At 43.1% G+C, this 19,585-nt stretch carries 17 protein-coding genes, 1 pseudogene and 1 riboswitch; of the genes and pseudogenes, 10 read left to right on the forward strand and 8 right to left on the reverse strand.

The annotated features are described in order from the left end of the window. The first annotated feature begins 31 nt into the window (after positions 1-31). The gene (locus M1K46_RS06265) at positions 32-445 is read left to right on the forward strand and encodes a VOC family protein (RefSeq protein ID WP_256225388.1); all 414 of its coding nucleotides are present in this window, start codon (positions 32-34) and stop codon (positions 443-445) included. A gap of 104 nt (positions 446-549) precedes the next feature. Here the strand turns inward: M1K46_RS06265 and M1K46_RS06270 are convergent, their stop codons facing one another. The 3 genes and pseudogenes from M1K46_RS06270 to M1K46_RS06280 all read right to left on the reverse strand — a co-directional run bounded on the left by M1K46_RS06270 (position 550) and on the right by M1K46_RS06280 (position 2,885). Beyond that, on the reverse strand, positions 550-1,659 hold the full coding sequence (locus M1K46_RS06270; RefSeq protein WP_256225389.1) for an AI-2E family transporter: 1,110 nt from the start codon (positions 1,657-1,659) through the stop codon (positions 550-552). 316 nt (positions 1,660-1,975) lie between these two features. Further along, a pseudogene (locus tag M1K46_RS06275) lies at positions 1,976-2,346 on the reverse strand (DUF4385 domain-containing protein); the annotation flags it as partial. Positions 2,347-2,564: 218 nt separating this feature from the next. Beyond that, a complete protein-coding gene (locus M1K46_RS06280; protein WP_053355004.1) occupies positions 2,565-2,885 on the reverse strand; it encodes a hypothetical protein in 321 nt (106 codons plus the stop codon). A gap of 221 nt (positions 2,886-3,106) precedes the next feature. Here M1K46_RS06280 and M1K46_RS06285 point away from each other — a divergent pair, with 221 nt between their 5' ends. The 4 genes from M1K46_RS06285 to M1K46_RS06300 all read left to right on the forward strand — a co-directional run bounded on the left by M1K46_RS06285 (position 3,107) and on the right by M1K46_RS06300 (position 6,267). After that, the gene (locus M1K46_RS06285) at positions 3,107-3,295 is read left to right on the forward strand and encodes a hypothetical protein (RefSeq protein WP_053355003.1); all 189 of its coding nucleotides are present in this window, start codon (positions 3,107-3,109) and stop codon (positions 3,293-3,295) included. A gap of 37 nt (positions 3,296-3,332) precedes the next feature. Further along, a complete protein-coding gene (locus M1K46_RS06290) occupies positions 3,333-4,283 on the forward strand; it encodes a nucleoside hydrolase (RefSeq protein ID WP_256225390.1) in 951 nt (316 codons plus the stop codon). Continuing rightward, positions 4,270-4,710: a GNAT family N-acetyltransferase gene (locus tag M1K46_RS06295; protein ID WP_062239769.1), complete on the forward strand. Its 441-nt coding sequence runs from the start codon at positions 4,270-4,272 to the stop codon at positions 4,708-4,710. The genes M1K46_RS06290 and M1K46_RS06295 overlap by 14 nt, the downstream gene beginning before the upstream one ends. Positions 4,711-4,878: 168 nt before the next feature. Further along, positions 4,879-6,267, forward strand: coding sequence for an L-cystine transporter (locus tag M1K46_RS06300; RefSeq protein ID WP_256225391.1), 1,389 nt, complete (start codon positions 4,879-4,881; stop codon positions 6,265-6,267). Positions 6,268-6,371: 104 nt separating this feature from the next. On the opposite strand, the gene M1K46_RS06305 is transcribed toward M1K46_RS06300, so the two are convergent. The 3 genes from M1K46_RS06305 to metE form a co-directional block, all read right to left on the reverse strand. After that, entirely contained in the window at positions 6,372-6,746 is a 375-nt protein-coding gene (locus M1K46_RS06305; protein ID WP_256225392.1) for a n-acetylglutamate synthase, read from the reverse strand. A 140-nt stretch (positions 6,747-6,886) separates the two neighbouring features. After that, on the reverse strand, positions 6,887-7,381 hold the full coding sequence (locus M1K46_RS06310) for an acyl-CoA thioesterase (protein WP_053354998.1): 495 nt from the start codon (positions 7,379-7,381) through the stop codon (positions 6,887-6,889). Between the two features lies 1 nt (position 7,382). Beyond that, the gene (gene metE, locus M1K46_RS06315; RefSeq protein WP_256225393.1) at positions 7,383-9,638 is read right to left on the reverse strand and encodes a 5-methyltetrahydropteroyltriglutamate--homocysteine S-methyltransferase; all 2,256 of its coding nucleotides are present in this window, start codon (positions 9,636-9,638) and stop codon (positions 7,383-7,385) included. A gap of 158 nt (positions 9,639-9,796) precedes the next feature. Further along, positions 9,797-9,989: riboswitch (cobalamin riboswitch) on the reverse strand. Between the two features lie 169 nt (positions 9,990-10,158). Here metE and M1K46_RS06320 point away from each other — a divergent pair. Next, positions 10,159-12,903 carry a CHASE3 domain-containing protein gene (locus M1K46_RS06320; RefSeq protein WP_256225394.1) on the forward strand — a complete coding sequence of 915 codons (2,745 nt, stop codon included), beginning with the start codon at positions 10,159-10,161 and terminating at the stop codon, positions 12,901-12,903. 15 nt (positions 12,904-12,918) lie between these two features. Then, the gene (locus tag M1K46_RS06325) at positions 12,919-13,776 is read left to right on the forward strand and encodes a CheR family methyltransferase (RefSeq protein ID WP_256225832.1); all 858 of its coding nucleotides are present in this window, start codon (positions 12,919-12,921) and stop codon (positions 13,774-13,776) included. A 47-nt stretch (positions 13,777-13,823) separates the two neighbouring features. Here the strand turns inward: M1K46_RS06325 and M1K46_RS06330 are convergent, their stop codons facing one another. Beyond that, positions 13,824-14,984, reverse strand: a complete 1,161-nt coding sequence (locus M1K46_RS06330; RefSeq protein ID WP_256225395.1) for a SpoIIE family protein phosphatase — start codon at positions 14,982-14,984, stop codon at positions 13,824-13,826. Between the two features lie 202 nt (positions 14,985-15,186). On the opposite strand from M1K46_RS06330, the gene M1K46_RS06335 reads away from it, so the two are divergent. Next, entirely contained in the window at positions 15,187-15,633 is a 447-nt protein-coding gene (locus M1K46_RS06335; protein WP_053354994.1) for an OsmC family protein, read from the forward strand. Positions 15,634-16,031: 398 nt separating this feature from the next. On the opposite strand, the gene M1K46_RS06340 is transcribed toward M1K46_RS06335, so the two are convergent. After that, the gene (locus tag M1K46_RS06340; RefSeq protein ID WP_053354993.1) at positions 16,032-16,580 is read right to left on the reverse strand and encodes a GNAT family N-acetyltransferase; all 549 of its coding nucleotides are present in this window, start codon (positions 16,578-16,580) and stop codon (positions 16,032-16,034) included. A 159-nt stretch (positions 16,581-16,739) separates the two neighbouring features. Here M1K46_RS06340 and M1K46_RS06345 point away from each other — a divergent pair, with 159 nt between their 5' ends. Then, entirely contained in the window at positions 16,740-17,279 is a 540-nt protein-coding gene (locus M1K46_RS06345; RefSeq protein ID WP_256225396.1) for a DinB family protein, read from the forward strand. Between the two features lie 113 nt (positions 17,280-17,392). Then, positions 17,393-19,543 carry a type IA DNA topoisomerase gene (locus M1K46_RS06350; protein WP_256225397.1) on the forward strand — a complete coding sequence of 717 codons (2,151 nt, stop codon included), beginning with the start codon at positions 17,393-17,395 and terminating at the stop codon, positions 19,541-19,543. Positions 19,544-19,585: the final 42 nt, after the last annotated feature.

Here is a 19,585-nt window from a genome sequence, read left to right on the forward strand (position 1 = left end):
TATACTAGTTCACTAGAAGGGAGTGTTATTCATGAAATTGGATCATACCGGTATAGCGGTACGAAGAATAAATGAAGCGATTGATTTTTACACAACCAACCTGGGAGGCAAACTGGTTCATCAGTATACGAGCGAGAAACCAGGGGTTGAAACACATATCGCCGTTATCGAAATGGACAATCAAGTCATAGAACTTTTTGAACCTACGAGTAAAACATCTCCGATCGAACGGTTCATCCGCCAAAAAGGAAAAGGTGTCCACCATCTGGCATATGAAGTGGACAACCTTGAAGAAACGATACGAGAGTATGAGGATCGAGGAATTACATTTTTAAAAGATACCTATCGGATCAATCCATATGGAAGAAGGTTAATTTACATCAATCCCGTTCACACGCAGGGAACGATTATTGAGTTGTGTGATTATATTAGAAGCAATGATTAATTTCTTTTGAAAGGGTATAGCTTGTCATAGTTTATGTGAACAGAAGGAAAACGGTTTGTACACAAAAAAAACAGTAAGCCGGGACACCGGCTTACTGTTTTAAATTAATCAACGATTTGAATACCATTACGGTCTTTTTCTTTATTCAATTGATATAAGCGGTACGTATGGCTGACGATAACCTTAAGAAGGGCATAAAATGGAACGGCCAGTATCATGCCGAGAAAACCGCCCATGTTGCCGGCAACTAGCAGGATAAGGATGACAGTTAGCGGATGGACATCCAGTTTTCTTCCCATGATCAGTGGAGAAGTTACGTTTCCATCGATCTGCTGCACCACAATGACCACGATGGCTACCTTTAAGGCCATGAGCGGCGACATGATCAAACCGATGATAAAAGCCGGTATAAAGGCGATAAACGCACCAAGAAACGGAATGATATTGGTAATCATAGCGACTATGGCAAGAATTAAAGAATAATCAAGGCCGATAATGCTGTAGCCGATGTACATCATTACACCTACTAAAAAGGCTGCGGTTGCTTGTCCCTGAATATAAGAGCTCAGTGCCTCATCCATATCTTTTAAGATTCGTTTCGCTTCTGCTGCTTTTAAATAGGGAAGGAAGTTCTCTACTCTGTTGCCAAGTCCTTCACTATCCTTCAGCAAATAAAACACGATAAACGGAACCGTAACGATAACTGTAGCAACGCTCGTAATGATGCCGATCAGGCTGGAGATCTTGGTGCCTATGTTGCCGGCAAAGCCTTTGGCGTAATCGCTTGCCTTGGAGGTAAGGCTGTCGATCGTAATGTAATCATTTTGCTGAAAACGTGAAAACCATTCATTCTGCTTCAGGCTGTTCACTTTATCGTTAAGCGAGTCTACGATCTGCGGAGCATTGTTAATCAGGCTTTTAAATTGGCTCTGCAGCTGCGGGCCTAATAGGAAAACAAGCAAAGTCCCGAGCCCGATGAACAGCAGATAGATGATCAGGATGGAAAGCACTTTCGGTACCTTGTGGCGATCTAAGTAATAGACGATCGGTCTTAATAAATAAAAAATAACCCCGCCGATCAAGAATGGGAAGAATAAGGTCGTAAAAATAATTTCCACCGGACGGAAGATAAATTCCACCTTGGATGAGAGTAAAACAATGACCAATAAAATGATAATTGCGTAGCCTATCCGAAAAGCTTTTGTGTTTGGCATAACATCACCTCAGTTTCGATTGTTTGCAGTATGAAAGCTATGTGTATTATTTTATCATTTAACCACTTCTCTTGCCTGTTTCCATCTTTTCATAAGGCTGTTTTCGTAACCTTTGTTGCTCTTAGGGGTGTTGATTTCCGTTTCAGGATGCTCGCTTTCCGCGGGGCGTGCGGTGAGCCTCCTCGGCGCATGCGCCTGTGGGTCTCACCTGTCCCGCTGCTCCCGCAGGAGTCTCGCACCTTACACTCCAATCAACTTGTCAATGAAGGCTCTTAACAAAAATGTTCCCAAAGCAACAATCTTTTAGAAAAGAGCTTTTCATAAAAATAGCAGCAGACTCTGCTTTTGTGTCATCGATTTGCCGTTCGTTGACTTTGCCGTCTTCACCGTAATTATTTCCTCCTTTGTAGTTGGCATATCTTCGGGCACGTGTATAGCCCATCTGCAGAAACTTTCTTGCCATATCCATTCCGACAAGATCGTCTTTCTCTTTGTAGTTCAAAAAGAGTCCGTAAATCTTTTGAGATGATTTCAATGCAATTTCTGGAGTTTTAAACCGCCAATGAGGCAGAATCTCACTTATATAGGGTTTTGCTAAAAGGACTCCCTGTTCACACGGCCGACACGGTATTTTTCTGGATGCTTGCGAAAATTTATTGTTTTGAAGTCTAAGTCATTTAATGCCATCTCGCACCGCCTCCTTATTACAACCATTGTTCCCTTTTATAGGGAGTCTTAAAACGAGAATCTATGGCTATCATAGCATGAACCATAATCCCGAAGTCCAGTACCCAGATGCTTGAAGCCACAGAAATCTGGTGCCGTTCAGCGTAGTCCGTACCCGGTAATTTTACCTTTCTATTAAACAGTAAAAAGCAGGAGGGCAAGCGAGCCATCCTGCTTTTTTATGAATTAAGGCTGACGAAGAGGAATGAAAATCTAAACCACCAATATAGCATAAAAGAGCAGCCTAGCAGAATGATGATGGCCCATGGGGAACCGCTCAGCATACCAGTAATCAAATGATCCCATTCCGTGTTGCCTTCAGGACGTCCTAAAGCAAAAGTAAAACTGATTACAGGTGTTGCGATGACAAATGTAAGATTAATAATGGAAGCTTTTATATGTACTTTTTTGAACAGATTTGTGATGGTTGCCAATAAAGTCAGCGCTATAAAAGAGTAAAATAGCAGCCAGACCCAGTCAGGAAGTGTTTCATGCACCATAAAAACGGCCCCCAATAGTCTCTATAATTTTCACATCCATCTGTATCCTAAAGGAGAACAGGAAAAATTGCATAAGAATTTTTTACTATTTTTTACATTTTCGGGTTTGTCCACTGTGTTTTTATTCAACTAATTTGTGAATAATGCCTCCGGTTACTTGGCAATTTCCGTTCCTTGAATTACCATTAGTTACGTATAGTTGAAGAGAAAGAGGGATGAGTATGGGATATATCGTGACTGCTATAATTGCTGGTTTGATCGTAACAGGGCTTACCGTTGCCATTGGTCTCCAAAAGGATGAAAAATACGGGTCCTCAACGAAAAATAATCTGAGCAGGCTTACTGCAATTTATGTTGTTTTGATTCTCGTCTGTATCATCGGTTTAGGCATTTATATCGGAAACCGTTAAATGTAAGAGAAACTGAAAATGAAGAGAGGGAACAGCCATGAAATCTGTCATACTTGATGTGGATACGGGGATTGATGATGCTTTGGCGATCGCTTATGCGATCCATTCTCCGGAATTAAACGTACTCGGCATTACAACAGGTTTTGGAAATGTATCAGCAGAAGAAGCGACAAGAAATACGCTTCAGGTTCTTCAATTATTAGAGAGAGCAGATATTCCAGTTTTTCAAGGCGCAGAACGGCCGTTTCGCAGAGAAAGCACTCGCCATAGAGCTTATGAAGTCCATGGGGAAGATGGTTTGGGAAACATTCAGCTGCCGCTGCCCGAACCCTTCTCACCAGGACAGCATGCCAGTGATTTTATCATCTCTATGGTGAAAAAACATCCAAATGAGATCACTCTTATCACGGTTGGTACACAGACCAATCTGGCTCTCGCTGTTGAAAAAGATCCTTCCATTACAGGATTGGTGAATGAAGTCGTGATTATGGGCGGCGCAGTCACTGTCCCGGGAAATGTTACACCTGCTGCAGAAGCCAATTTTTATGCGGATGCTGAGGGGGCGGATTTTGTACTTAACTCAGGGCTGCCTATTACTTTGGTCGGTCTGGATGTGACGATGAAGACCCTGTTGCTGAGAGAAACATTGGCGGAGTGGAGAGGCTGCGGATTAAATACTGCTGAAATATTTGCGGATATGTGCAGTTTCTATATGGATTTTTATGAAAGAAAGAATCCAGGTCTCGGCGGCTGTGCTCTTCATGATCCATTAGCCGTCGGAGTTGCAGTTGATCCCACGTTTATCAGTACAAAACCGATGAATGTCCGAGTATCGACAGAACAGGAAAAGCTTGGCCAGAGCAGGGGTGTGGAAACAGATCAGGGAATCTCTGTCGGCATTGAAGTTGATGCAGAACGTTTCAGGACACATTTTCTCAATCGAATTCTTCCTGCCAGTAGAAAGGGGAACCTTCATGCTGGACATTAAAGTGATTCCCGCTGAACAAACCTACGAGATTAGACACAAAGTGCTTCGGCCCAATCAAACGCTGGAAGATTGCCAGTTTCCTGGCGATCATGATCATGGAACGTTTCATCTTGGAGCCTATAAGGGTGATAAACTCATTTCTATCGCTTCCTTTTATCAAGAGAATCATCCTGATATTGAAGGAAACGTGCAGTACCGTCTGCGCGGAATGGCGACCCTTGAAGAATACAGGAAAGAAAAGGCGGGAAGCAGACTTCTAATAAGTGCCGAAGACATGCTGAAGAAGCAGCATACTGATTCCTGGTGGTGTAATGCAAGAGTTGGAGTGGCGGGTTATTATAAAAAGCTTGGTCTTCGTGAACACGGTGAGGTGTTTGATCTGCCGCCGATCGGACCGCATATCGTGATGTATAAAACGTTAACGTAATAGAAATTTAAGAATACGATAAAAAAAGCCAGAATATAGTGTATCAAGTGAATACATCACTATACCTCTGCTGATCAGAAATGCTGAAGGCTCACTCTTTTATTCAAAAGAAGTGAGCCTTTTTATGTTCATGAGAGAGCAGCGGGAAACTAAAAGGAGGGAAGAACAGTGAATGTCTTTTTAACCATCGTGAACATTGTTGTGTTATTGCTGCTTGCTGGCGGTTTGTATTACCTTCAGCGTAAGAAAGTATCCTTTTCAAAACGTGTCTTTGCGGCTTTAGCTGCAGGAATTGTGTTTGGACTCATTCTTCAGTTTGTTTATGAGCCTGCTTCCAAGGTGCTGTCCAACTCGGCCGACTGGTACTCCATCATGGGAGGAGGATATGTAAAATTCCTTCAGATGGCGGTAATGCCGCTTGTTTTCGTTTCTATTTTGTCTGCTTTTACAAAATTAAAACTCAGTAACAACGTCGGCAAAATCAGTGGTTCGGTTATCGGAATATTGCTCGGAACAACAGCCATCGCCGCTGCGATCGGAATTGCAGCTGCACTATCCTTCCATCTCGAAGCGGTCCAGATCACGAAAGGCGCTCCAGAGCTCGCACGTGCAACAGAGCTTCAGACCACGTTTGACCAGATTAAAGACAAGACACTGCCTCAGCAGGTTCTTGACCTCTTTCCTGGAAATCCGTTTCTTGATTTTACAGGAGCACGTCCGACTTCAACGATTGCAATTGTCATTTTTGCCGCTTTTGTAGGAATAGCCTACCTGGGAGTCAAACGGAAACAAGCAGATCAAGCTGCACTGTTCGCCAGTATTGTGGAAGCGGTTCATGCTATTGTCATGCGGGTTGTTACATTGATTCTCCGGTTAACACCATATGGAGTCCTCGCACTGATGACCAAAACGGTAGCTCTTAGTGATCTGGACGCCATCGCAAAACTTGGGAAATTTGTGATCGCCTCCTATGTCGCATTGGCGCTCATGTTTATCATTCACCTGCTGTTTATTACATTCTCTGGGTTAAGTCCTGTCACGTATATTCGCAAAGCGATTCCGGTTCTGTCCTTTGCCTTTACTTCCAGAACGAGCGCAGGTGCGCTTCCACTTAACATCAGTACACAAAAGAGCCTTGGAGTACCTGAAGGAATCGCCAACTTTGCAGGCTCCTTCGGACTTACCATCGGGCAGAACGGGTGCGCTGGAATTTATCCGGCCATGCTTGCTGTTATGATCGCGCCGTCTGCAGGAATTGATCCGCTTACTCCGTCTTTCATACTCAGCCTGATTGTTATCGTCGTAATCAGTTCCTTCGGGATTGCAGGCGTTGGGGGCGGCGCAACATTTGCTGCACTTCTGGTTCTTTCCTCTATGAACCTTCCTGTCGCATTGGCTGGTTTGCTCATTTCTGTTGAACCTCTGATTGATATGGGAAGAACCGCTTTGAATGTTAGCGGGGCCATGACTGCCGGTATTCTGACGAGCAAGGCGAGAAAAGAATTGGATACTGAAGTCTACAACGCACCGGTCAATGAACTAAAAGCAGAAGCATAAAGCTTTATTAATATTGTCAATTAATTGCCTATCTCAATAGAAAATAAAAACAGCCGGGGATAAGCTTAATAATCCCCGGCTGTTCTTATATGACTATTCACAATCTAATTAAAAATAATCTGCGGAGTAAACACCAGGGCAGAAACTTCTTCTACGATTGATTCTTCTTCAGCGTCTTCCATCCCAAATCCATTCCATCTTTCAAAAAGCTGAATTCTCCCATCCGGAAGAGTTTTTGGAGTGGAAGAACATTTGCCGCTTTTGATTTCATGCTTTCGATTGATATGGCTATAGGTAAATTCAATGCTGCCGTCTTCTTTTACGATGCCGATCATGTTTCCCTTGAGAACATCTCCTCCTGAATACGTTGCGCTTAAAATGTCATCCTCTTGTTTATACGTAAAATAGGTTTTCGAAGATGATTCTCCAATCTCTGAACTTTTCACGGATACAAAACGCCGACCATTATAGTTAACCATTTAACGCGTCCTCCCTTTAAAGTTTTAAAGACAATGATAACAAAAAAATATGTATTTGAAAACAGAAAATTCCGTTTTTTTAATCAAAAAGTAAAAACAGGCCCGATTTTGAGAAAAAGGACCTGTCTTTTTGTCATTTATCAAGCTTTTTTCTTTTTGCGCTTTTCATACCGCTCCTTTGCTTGCTGATAGCGATGAATTTCTTCTTGGTTCACGGGCACGAGGGGAGGGACCGGTGACGGCCTGCCCTCCGCATCTACGGCAAGCATGGTAAACAGGGCCCTTGACGTAAGCCGTTTTTCGCCTGTTAGAAGGTTTTCAGATTCTACTTTAACGAAAATTTCCATGGATGTTCGGTGGGCGCATGTGACATAAGCTTCAAGATTAATAGCTTCACCGGTTTTGATCGGGCCAAGAAATTCAAAGGAATCACTCGAAACAGTCACGACCGGTTTACGGCAATGCCGCATGGCAGTTATGCAGGCGATCTTGTCTACATAAGCCATGACTTTTCCGCCGAAGACAGTATGGTGGTGATTCGTATCCGGCGGGAAAACTAAATCTGTTAAGCAGGTTTTCGATTGCTGGACGGTCTTTGCTTCAGAAGGAAAGGAGGCAGGTATTTGAGAAGCCATGTTACGAGACTGCCTCTTTCTTTCTGACCAGAGCCGCAGCAGCTGTCATATTTTTGAGAGATTGAATGGTTTCTGATATGTTTCTTGTTTTCAGTCCGCAATCAGGATTTACCCATACCTGGTCTTCGTGCAATACTTCGAGAGTTTTTTCAATCATCACCCTCATCTCTTCAATTTCAGGTATTCGAGGGCTGTGAATATCATAAACCCCAAGGCCGATTCCTTTTTCGTATGACTGCCAAGTAAAGGCAGAGACTAGCTCACCATGGCTTCTGGATGTTTCAAGAGAAATCACATCGGCATCCAGCTTGCTGATGACGCCAAGAAACTCGTTAAAATCGCAATAGCACATATGGGTGTGGATCTGCGTGGTTTCCTTTACAGTGCAGGTGGTCAGCAAAAAGCAGTTAACAGACCAGTCTATATAATGCTGCCACTTGCTTTTCTTCAGCGGCAGGCCCTCTCTTAATGCAGGTTCATCTACTTGGATCATGGTAATGCCGGCAGATTCCAGTGCAAGCACTTCTTTTTGCAGGGCATTTGCTATTTGATAACAGACATTCTCTCTTGAAATATCATCTCGGACAAAGGACCAGTTTAAGATGGTCACCGGCCCGGTCAGCATTCCTTTTACCGGTTTATCGGTCAGAGACTGTGCATACACACTTTCGTTTACGGTCATTGGTTCACTGAAATCGACATCACCGTAGATGACAGGCGGTTTAACGCAGCGAGATCCATAGGACTGAACCCATCCATTCTCTAAGAAAGCAAACCCGTTAAGTTTTTGTCCGAAAAATTCCACCATGTCTGTTCGTTCAAACTCCCCATGAACAAGAACATCTAAGCCAATATCTTCCTGGATTTTAATCCACTTTTCAATTTGGCTTTTAACAAATTGATCATACTGTGCTTTCGTCCATTCCCCTCGCTTATGTTTCCCCCGGGCCTGCTTTACTTCCGCGGTCTGTGGAAAGCTTCCAATGGTTGTCGTAGGGAGGAGAGGGAGGTTCCAAACTTCCTGCTGTTTTTGTTTTCTGTTCATGTACGGCTGATTCCGCTTAAGGTCTTTGCCTTGAGCTTTTTCAACCTCCCATAAAACCTCCGTCCGGTTTCTTGCCGGAGAGCTGTTTAGCAAGTAAAGAGCATCATCATACTTCTTTATTGCTTCTTGTTGCGAAGGTGATGACAGCAATCGCAGTTCTTCCAGTTTTTCGTCAGCAAAGGCAAGACTGTTGTATAGTTCTTGCAGAAGGGAATGCTCGTGTTTGGCTGAAACAGGGACATGAAGCAAGCTGCAGGAAGGCTGGATCCATATTCGTTCGGATGCAGCCAGTTCTTCAAGCTGGAGTATAAGCTCTTGCTTTTGGCTCAAATTAGCACGCCATATATTTCTGCCGTCAAGTATGCCTGCACCCAGCACTTTATCCTCTGGGAACCCATGCAGACGCATCTCATCCAGTGTTTTTTCGCCATGGACAAAATCCAGTCCGATCCCCTGGACAGGAAACTGAATGATTTCTTTGTAATGCTCTGCGCTCTCAAAGTACGTCTGCAGCATAATATTAAGACCGGAAGCGGCTTTATGGAACTGTTCATAGATTTTCTTGGATGCTGATAATTCTTCTTCGGATAGGGAAGTAACGAGAATGGGCTCGTCGATTTGAATCCATTGGGCGCCCGCCTGTTCCAGTTCCTGAAGAATTCGGCAGTATAACGGGACAAGTTGGGAAAGCAGCGTGTCTTCCTGTTCGGGAAGGTATCCTTTTGCACATTTTATAAAAGTAACAGGCCCGACAATAACCGGTTTTCCTTCAATCCCAAGCTTCTCCTTTGCTTCCTTGTAAGCGGTAAGAGGCCTGTTTTCCACTAACCTCGGCGCACGGTCTTCCCATTCCGGCACGATATAATGGTAGTTTGTGTTAAACCATTTGGTCATTTCACACGCGACGGCTTCTTGTTTTCCTCTTGCCATGCCAAAGTAAAGGGAGAGAGGGTTTTCCACTGCTTCAAATCTTTTTGGCACCAGCCCGAACATCACTGACATATCGAGCATGTGATCATAAAGTGTAAAATCATTGACTGGAATAATATCTATGCCCATGTCTTTTTGCTTTTGCAGATTTGCAAGCCTGATCTGTTCCATCTGCTGCAGAAAACTGGCTTCCGTCAGTTCTCCTTTCCAAAATGCTTCCAGTGCTCTTTTCCACTCCCGATTGCTGCCGATACGGGGATATCCCAAGTTGCTCGTTTTCATGTGTCATCTCTCCATTCTTTTAGATACTAAATATGGCAATAAAAACAAAAAAGCATTCCCAACGCCAGTGACAGAACGTTAGAAATGCCTAAAAAAGGGTAGAGTAAACCCCATTGTATGCAAGAATCTAACACCTCCCTATCTCCCGTAGGTTAAAACAGTGTTGTTGAAACAAGGCAGGTCTCCTGACTCAAGGGTTCTATACCGAGCTGCATCCCTTCCCAGCCTGCCGGCCAGTGGTCATTATGAGCTCGTTTCCTTTTACAGTGGCGGGACCGTGCCGGATTTTCACCGGGCTTCCCTTTTCATCCTTTGCGTTTGTGCAATGGAACCTTGTCTCCACTATTATGTAATTTGATTTTGAAAATTTAGACAAGCCTATCATATCTAAAATAGGAAGTCAACGCATCAAAAGCAGAGAGAAGATGTGGAAATACTTTACTTCCAGCTATCTATATCGGTAAATGTTGTTTATAATAAAGGTGGATAACTATGAAAATAATAAAGGCAGGATGATAGAATGATAGGGAGAAACAGATTTGGAATCCGCGCAAAAATTTTTGTCGGATATCTAGTGATTATTCTTTGTCTGATCGTATCAATAGTAGCAGTAAATAATCAGATTGCCTCTATGCAAAAAGAGCGGAATTTTATTATCAACCATGACATAGAAATTCATTCGCTGACAAACGAGATTGAAAAGCAGGTTCTCGATATGGAAAACGGGCAGCGCGGTTTTATTATTACCGGGGATGAGAGCTATCTTAAACCCTTTAACCTGGCAGTGAACAGTTTGGAAAACGATTATAAAAAGCTCTATGGGCTGATTGCCGATAATCCAGCACAGCAAAATAGGCTCGAGGAAATTAATAAATCCATTCACAATTGGCTCCAGACAACAGGAAATCCGTCCATTCAGCTGAAGAAGGAAAACAAGGATGGAGAAGTTCTCTCTCTTATTAAAAAAGATGTAGGCAGCCAAAGTGTAGAACAGATCCGCAGCCAGTTTGACACGTTCAGAACCACTGAAAAAGGCTTGACGAAAGAACGGGCGGACAGGCTTGACGAGCAGAACAAATTCCTGAAAACAGGGCTCTTTTCTTTATTGGTTATTGTTGTGGCTGTTTCATCACTTATTGCGTCTTTTGTTTCAGGCTCGATCATTAATACCATTAAGGCTGTTGTAAGTTCCATTACGGCTATGTCATCTAACGGTGACGTTACCCAGCGTATACATGTAAAAACGAAAGATGAAATCAAAGACCTGGCTGAAGCGACCAATGAACTGCTTGATAAAGTCGAGCAGAGGGAATGGCTGCAGTCCAGCACGAATCAGGTAGTCGAAAGATATCAGGGAACATCTACGATTAAAGTGCTGGGAGAGAAATTTGTTACAGGTGTTGCCCACTTAACGCAGGCCTCCATGGGTGCTCTCTATATCCGGGAAGGGAGCGGAGAACAATCCCGATACGTAAAAAAAGGTTCGTTTTCAGAGCCGATCGGAGAACCTGGGCGAGCGGCGTTTAAACAGGGGGAAGGCCTTATCGGGCAATGTGTGTCTGAGAAACGCATCCTTGTGGTGGACAGGCTGCCGGCAGATTATCAAGTCATTGGTACAGGGCTTGGAGAAGTTCGTCCTAAGAGCTTGCTGATTGCCCCTGTTCTGAATGAGCAGGAAGTGATCGCAGTTTTGGAACTTGCTTCACTTGACACATTTACAGAACAGCACATTGAGCTGATCGAAAACGCAACAAAAACTTTTGGCCTGACCATCGACAGTGTGATTGGCAGAATGGAAATTGTCCGCCTGCTGAAAGAATCTCAGGCGATGACAGAAGAACTTCAAGCACAATCCGAAGAGCTTCAGACACAATCCGAAGAACTGCAGATGCAATCCGAAGAACTGCGCATGATTAATGAGCAGCTTGAACAGCGTTCCATTGAAGCAGAAGGAAAATCGGCAGAACTTCAGAACGCAAAAGTACAGCTTGAAGAAAAAGCCAAGCAGCTGACATTAAGCTCCAGGTACAAGTCTGAATTTCTTGCCAATATGTCACATGAGCTGAGAACACCGCTTAACAGTATCCTGATCCTTTCTGAGATGCTTGCTGAGAATTCTTCAAATAGCCTTTCTTCTGAAGATGAGGAGTTTGCGAGGGTGATTCACTCCTCAGGCCAAGACCTGCTTAACCTGATTAACGATATTCTGGATCTTTCAAAAGTCGAAGCAGGTAAACTTGAAATGTATTTCAGCGAGATGAACATGAGTGAGCTTCCTGGGCAGTTTGAGCGGAATTTCGGACCCGTCGCCGATCAAAAGAACCTTGAGTTTGAAATCATTAAAGAGAAAGATGTACCAGATATTTTCTATACGGATGAGAAGAGGTTCCAGCAAATTATTAAAAATCTTCTATCCAATGCCTTTAAGTTTACCGAAGAAGGCAAGATTTCTCTGCATATCGAAAAAGAACCTGTTTTTGACCTTCAGAACGGTGCAGACCACTTGCTTAAAATTACGGTTAAAGATACGGGAATCGGAATATCCAAGAACAAACATGATTTAATTTTTGAAGCATTCCAGCAGGGAGATGGAGCAACTGTCCGTAAATATGGCGGTACAGGCCTGGGCCTATCCATATCCCTTGAATTTGTAAAACTGCTGGGCGGCCGGCTGGAGCTCGAAAGTGAAGAAGGGAAAGGAAGCACTTTTACCTTGTATATTCCTAGCCTCCCTAACGGACTTGCGCCGGTTCAAGAGCTGGATGAAGCAGTGAGCGAGGTTGCTGCTGCCATTTCTCCTGAAGTTCAGGAAGAAAACAAAGTACTTGAGGAACTTAATAAGAACGATAGGCCGGCTGCAGAACAGGCTCCAGCTGATATCAGCTCCTTAAAAGGAAAAACCGTATTGATAGTTGATGATGATCACCGCAATATTTTTGCTTTAAAAACAGCACTGGAAAACGAAAATATAAAGGTTATTACGGCTTCTAACGGAACGGAATGTCTGGAACTGCTGGAAAGGGAGCAGAACATTGATATGATCCTGATGGATATCATGATGCCGGTTATGGATGGATATGAAACCATGAGAAGGATCCGGGAGAACGAAGAAAACTCCGGTGTCCCTATTATCGCTCTGACTGCAAAAGCGATGAAGAATGACCGTGAGAAATGTCTTGAAGCCGGAGCATCGGATTATATCAGCAAGCCTTTGAAGATTGAACAGCTCTTTTCGGTCATGAGGGTATGGATTACAAACAAGTAAGGACGAACATAGATGATGAATGATCAAATTATTGCAAGTGAAGAAGAACTTGAAATTGGATTCGTGGAAAACATGGAGGCCGATCTCCTTTTAGAAGCGATCTATCGGCTTTCCGGTTTTGATTTCAGAAAATATATGAGATCATCTATTATCCGCCGGATCCAGAACCGAATGCGTATGGAACGAATTCCAACGATAACGAGACTGCTCGAGAAAGTTATCCATGAAAAGGGTTTTCTCGAAAAATTGCTCAACGATTTTTCAATCAATGTAACTGAAATGTTCCGTGATCCCGAATTTTTCAAGGCCTTCCGGCAACGTGTGGTTCCTGAGTTAAGGAAAATGCCCGAGATTCGTATATGGCATGCGGGCTGTGCTACGGGTGAAGAAGTCTATTCAATGGCGATATTGCTTGAGGAAGAGGGCTTGGCCGATAAAACCACAATCTATGCTACAGATATGAATGAAAAAGTACTGGAGAAGGCAAAGCAGGGAACATTTTCTCTGCTAAAGATGCAGACCTATACAAAGAACTACATGCAGGCAGGTGGAAAAGAGGCATTTTCAGAGTATTATGCGGCCGATGAGCATTTTGCCTATTTCCATCCTTCCCTTTTACGCAATATTATTTTTGCTCAGCATAATCTCGTCACCGATTCTTCCTTTAATGAGTTTCATGTCATTATTTGCCGTAATGTATTGATTTATTTTACAAGTGAACTTCAAAATCAAGTGCAAGGGTTGTTCTATGAGAGTCTATGTCCAAGTGGCTTCCTTGGACTCGGCAACAAAGAATCTCTTCGCTTTTCCGAAAAGACTCCATACTATACTGAGTTTGATGCAGCTGAAAAAATATATAGAAAACTAGATTAAAAAAGACGGGCGAATTGATCGCCCGTCTTTAGCTTTTTATTGAAATGTTAAATGACAGAAGGAACTTTACTGGCTGCTGCCTGAATCATTAGAATGCACATGTCGTCCTGCTGGTTCACCAGCTCTTCTTCCGGTATGACCATATGAATGGGGGACGTGATGGTTTGGTTCCATTTTTGAGAAGCGATAAACTGCAGTTTATCGAGTAAGAGATTCTCATCCTTGTTCGCTTCAATAACACCGTCAGTAAAAAGAAGAAGCTGGATATCCTTTTCAAAATGGATCGTTGATTTTTCCACTTCCAATTGATCAAAGAAACCTACGGCACAGCTGCCGCGTTCAAGCAGGCATTGCTCAGCACCATCAATGAGTACAAATCCAGGAGGATGTCCTGCATTCACATATTCTACGGTTTTGCTCTTTGTATCAATGACCAAATAAATGCACGTAAAATAGTAATTATAGAAGTTCTTTTGATTATAAAGCAGCGCCATATAGCGATTCAGCTCTTTAATTACCAGTTCCGGGTCTTCAATCATCTTGATGGCATCTCTCATTACAGAGGAAATGTACATGCATACAAGTGAGGAGGAAATCCCATGCCCCATCATATCCAGCAGGATGACACCATACCGGTGCTCACTAAAGCGATGCCAGTAGTACATGTCACCCGCAAGCTTAAATGAGGGAAGATGGGAGACGTTAATCTGGATATTTTCTTGCTGAAGCGGAGGATTTAACAGACTTCTCTGAACCTGCATGGCAAGGTCGAGCTCATCCCTGATCTTCTTTTCCTGCTCGATATGCCAGTCTTTTTCATACTTCAACCTTAGCGCCACCCGTATACGGGCTAGCAGTTCAACTTTATTGATCGGTTTTGTGATATAGTCCATTCCGCCCACATCAAGCGCTTCGGCAAGTTTGTTAGTATCTTCAAGGGCGGTGATGAAAATGATGGGAATATCTTTTAGCCTTTCAATCTCTTGAATACGTCTGCAGGCTTCAATTCCGTCGATCTCAGGCATCATGATGTCCAATAGAATCAAGTCTACATCACTTTTTTTCGGGTGGGGATTCCCCATTTCAAGGTAATCAAACAATTGGCTGGCGGATGAAAGCGAAACCGTATTCTCATAACCGGCACCTTTTAATATTTTTTCTATAACAAATAGATTTACGGAATTATCATCTACCATAAGAATAGCCATGTCTTCTTTTCTCCTTCAACATTTTCTGTTATTAACAGAATAAACTGTGAATATGTAAAAAGATACTATTCTATCATTATACTGAAAATCAGGGAAGAAGGTATAATTAATTCTTTTTATTTGTCTTTCAGGGCAGATTAAGTGAGTGAATGGTCTAGGATGGTTACAATAAGAGTGGAGAACAAGATAAGGAGCTGATCATATGGCTGAACATACCTTTCATTTAAAAGCCAACTGGCCTGGTTTGCGAAATGATGTAGGTGAAATTGAAACAGGGAACCTGAAAATGAAAATCTCGATTCCTCCTGAAATGGATGGGCCAGGAGTGGGTACCAATCCTGATGAAATGCTGCTTGGTGCAGCAGCAACCTGTTATATTATTACTCTTGCTGCCATGATGGATAGAAGCAGCCTGGATAAAGAAAGCCTTACGATGGATTCAGTTGGGGTCGTGGATGTAACAAAAGGTGTGATCACGTATAAGAAAATCATACATCGCCCTGTTATTGTTTTAAAAACTGGGGCGACACATGCAGATCAGCAGCTCGCCAAAAGACTGGCTGAAAAAGCAGAAACTTCATGCATGATCACAAGAGCCATACAAGGAAATGTCGAAGTGGAGCTCGAAGCAACCATAACAATTGCATAAAACAAAAAACCAGCATGTGAAAATTTTCTTGCTGGTTTTTTAGTCTGTTCTGCCATCCAGTGACCAGTATCCGCCCGCCAATGCGTTATCTTTTGGAATGGATGGTAAAGAAGAGCCGCCAGCCACTTTTCCTCCAATGATAAAGACGTTTACTCTCGTTTTGCCATCTAATTGATTTCCGCTGTCTTTTCAATGGTCCAGCGGATGATTCTTATGACAAAAGCTTCAGTATTGCACAAGTTTATACTTTTTTTCTTTTAAATAATCCCGGGCGATTTTGGCATTTTCAGTAAGAGGCACTTTAGGTGCTGCACTTTCTCACAGGGCTGAAAACAGTATGATCAGTACAAGTGAGAGTATGAGATAAAGGAGTTTATTCAAGAACACACCACATAACGTTATGGCATACCCGTCCATTCATGCTCCAAAATACTGAAGAGCAGCGAGTTCCGCCATCCACTTCCCATCTTTAGATCTTCTCTCAGTACACCTTCTTTTGTCATTCCTAATTTTTCGAGAACTCTTGCTGACCCTTCATTGTCAGGGTGGCACGTTGCATAGATTCGATGAAGACGCAGCACGGTATAACCCAAGTGGAGGAGAAGTCCGCCCGCCTCGGTTGCGTAGCCTCGGCCCCAATAATCTGGATGGATGACATAGCCGATCTCTCCGATTTTGTTAGTGAAATCCCTGATGTTCAGTTCTGCCACTCCGATCAGTTTTTCATCTTTTTCTTCAATGATCGCAAAAGCATAGCGAGACCTGGGGTTATGCTTTGTATCTTTTATAACCTGGCATATGAATTCCAGCGTATCTTCCTCGGCATTTGGGCCCCACGGCTGAAAGCGGCATGTGCTCTCCTGAGAAGCGTACGCATGTACATCCTTCCAGTCGGTTTTTCGTAATTCTCGTAATCGGATTCTCTTTTGTGTCTGTTTCTCTGCCATGAGTTGTTCCTCCAAGCTGTAGTGTCCTTATTTAGATTATTCTTCTTTCCGAAGAGATTTTCCTTGTTTTAAGAAGAAAGGGCAGGGTTGCAGGAAGATCTCATTGTCATATCGAAGGACTACTATGAAAATAATCCATGATAAAAGGAGATTTAATATATGGAAAATCAAGCATCAAAATGGATGGACTATCATCTCTGGGCCAACAAGAAATGGTTTGAACAATTAAAGAAGCTGCCAGAAGAACGGATGAAGCAAGAAATAAAAAGTGTGTTTCCAAGCTTGATGGATACATTGGTCCACATGCTGAAAACGGATCTGATCTGGCTATGGACGATTTCTGGAAGAACATACGAAGAAACGATCCACTCGCTGAATGAATGGAATAAGAGGCTGGAAGGCGTATCATTGATTGAAATTGAGAAATTATTTATGGAAGTATCCAGCAGCTATAAGCTGTATTTAAACGGGATAGAAGATCCACTTCAGGTGATCACGATTTCGCATCCGAAATTCGGGGAAGCTAAGGCGCCGCTGCAGGATTTTATTCTGCATGTTGTCAATCATGGAACCTACCATAGAGGAAATCTTACCGCCATGCTCAGACAGATGGACGGGGCAGGTGTGTCTACCGATTACATTTTTTATTTGTATGAAGAGCAGAACCTTTTTGCACAGAGCAGGGAGACGAGTCTGTAAGAACATTTTATTCATGAAAGTAAAATGGTATAATAAAAAAGAGTACAAATGTTCGAATCTATGGATTAAATGAAGCATAATGACGAATATATGTCTGCTTCAAGGAGTGAACCATGAAACTTATTATCGCTGAAAAACCATCACAGGCCCAAGCTCTTGCAGGGCCTTTTTCTAAGGTTAAGAAACTAAAAAGATATTATGAGATTCCTCCTCAGGAATTTTTTCCTGAAGGAGCCTATTTAACATGGTGTGTCGGCCATCTTCTGGAACTGGTGCCGCCCAAGGACTATAAACCGGAATGGGAAAAATGGAAACTTGAAACGCTGCCGATGATGCCGGACCGTTTCAGGTATAAAGTTTCTCCCTCTAAATGGGATCAATTTCAAACGATTAAAAAGCTGGCTTTTGAACCCGGAGTTACTGAAATCATCGGTGCGACCGATGCGGGTCGTGAAGGAGAACTTATCTACAAATCTCTTCTCCTCAATATGAACTGCAGAAAACCGGTAAAGCGCTTATGGATCTCATCATTAACAAAAAAAGCAGTCTTGGATGGATTCAAAAACCTGAAAGAAGGCCAGGAAACACTCCCGGTCTTTTTTGAAGCCTATTCCAGAGCCTGTGCCGACTGGCTTGTCGGGTTGAATACGACGAGAGCCTACACACTTTTAATGCAGAAAAAAGGAATTAGAGAGACATTTCCGACAGGAAGAGTCATGACACCGACAGTCGCGCTAGTTGTTAAACGCGAACATGAGATCGAGAAGTTTAAGCCGGAACCTTTCTTTGAAGTGATCGGTTCATTTGATGTGAATGGAAAGAAGTACAGCGGAAAATGGCATGATAAAAACAGCAGCCGCCTCAAAACGAAAGATCTGGCAGAGGACATAAAAAAGCGGACTGAAAATCAGTCTAGTTCCGTGGAAAGCATAAAAAAGGAGAGAAAAGAATTCCATCCGCCGATGCTGTTTAATCTTTCTGCTCTCCAAGCTAAAGCGAATCAAGTGTATAAGTACTCCCCGGAAAGAACACTGAACATTACAAGTGATCTCTATTTAAAAAAAGTGGTCAGTTATCCAAGATCGGATAGCCCGTATATCACTGAAGAAGAGGCGAAAATGATGCCGGGCATATTGAAGCAGCTGGGTGACCTTGAGGAATATAAACATCTGCTTCCTTCACCCAAGCGATCTCTCATAGGGAATCCGCGTTTTGTAAATGCTGCGAAAGTATCTGATCACTATGCCATCATTCCAACGGAAAACGTGGCTAATCCTGTAAAGTTAAGCCGAGATGAGCGGAACATATACGATCTGATTGTGAGGAGCGTGATTGCTGCCCACTATGATAAGGCGATTATGGATACCACTACAATCGTTACAAAAGTAAATGAGCGGGATGAATTCATGTCAAAAGGAAAAGTCATCGTACAGGAAGGATGGCGCAAGGTCCTTTTTGAAAACAAAAAGAAAGAAGATAAAAAAGAGGACGATGAAAACACCCTTCTTCCGGATCTAACTGAAGCCGACAAAGGAAGAGTGGAGAACATTGCAATCCGGGAAGGAAAAACACAGCCGCCTAAACGCTACACGCTCGGAAGTCTCGTCACCCTCATGAAAACAGCCGGCAAAACGATTGAGGATGAAGAGCTGAGCAAGGTGCTCGAACAAGTTCAAGGTCTTGGCACTGAGGCGACACGAAGCAGCATCATAAAAAAAATTGAAGAGCTGGATTACATCAGAGTAGAAAAAAACCAAGTATTTGCGACCGAAAAAGCGAAGGGATTAATTGCCGCGATCGGTGAAGAATCCATTTTGACATCTGCTGAAACAACTGCGGTTTGGGAGCAGCGGCTCCGTGAGATTGGAAGAGGAAAAGCAGATGCGAAACAGTTTATGGAGCTGACCCGCAAAATGACAGAAAAAGTGATCAGCGATGCCATTGCCGGTGCTGCAAGCTGGAAGGTAGAGAATATTCCGTTGTCTAAAACTGCAGAACCCATCGGTAAATGTCCGTACTGCGGAAAAGAAATCATCTATATTAAGCGAAATGACTTCTATGGATGCAGCGGTTATAAAGAAGGGTGCAAGTTTTCCATTTCCGGCAAGATCGCACGGAAAAAGCTATCGGCAGCTCAGGTGAAACGCCTGTTGGAAAAGGGCGAAACCACCAAGTTAAAAGGGTTTAAAAGCAAGCAGGGCAAACCGTTTGCGGCCGCCCTTACCCTCAATAAAGAGACCGGGAAAATTGAATTCAAAATGTAGAACACTGATAACATAAAAAAAGGATGCCCAGACAGAAAGCTG

Source organism: Fictibacillus sp. WQ 8-8 (assembly GCF_024494405.1).
Lineage (GTDB): Bacteria > Bacillota > Bacilli > Bacillales > Fictibacillaceae > Fictibacillus_C > Fictibacillus_C marinisediminis.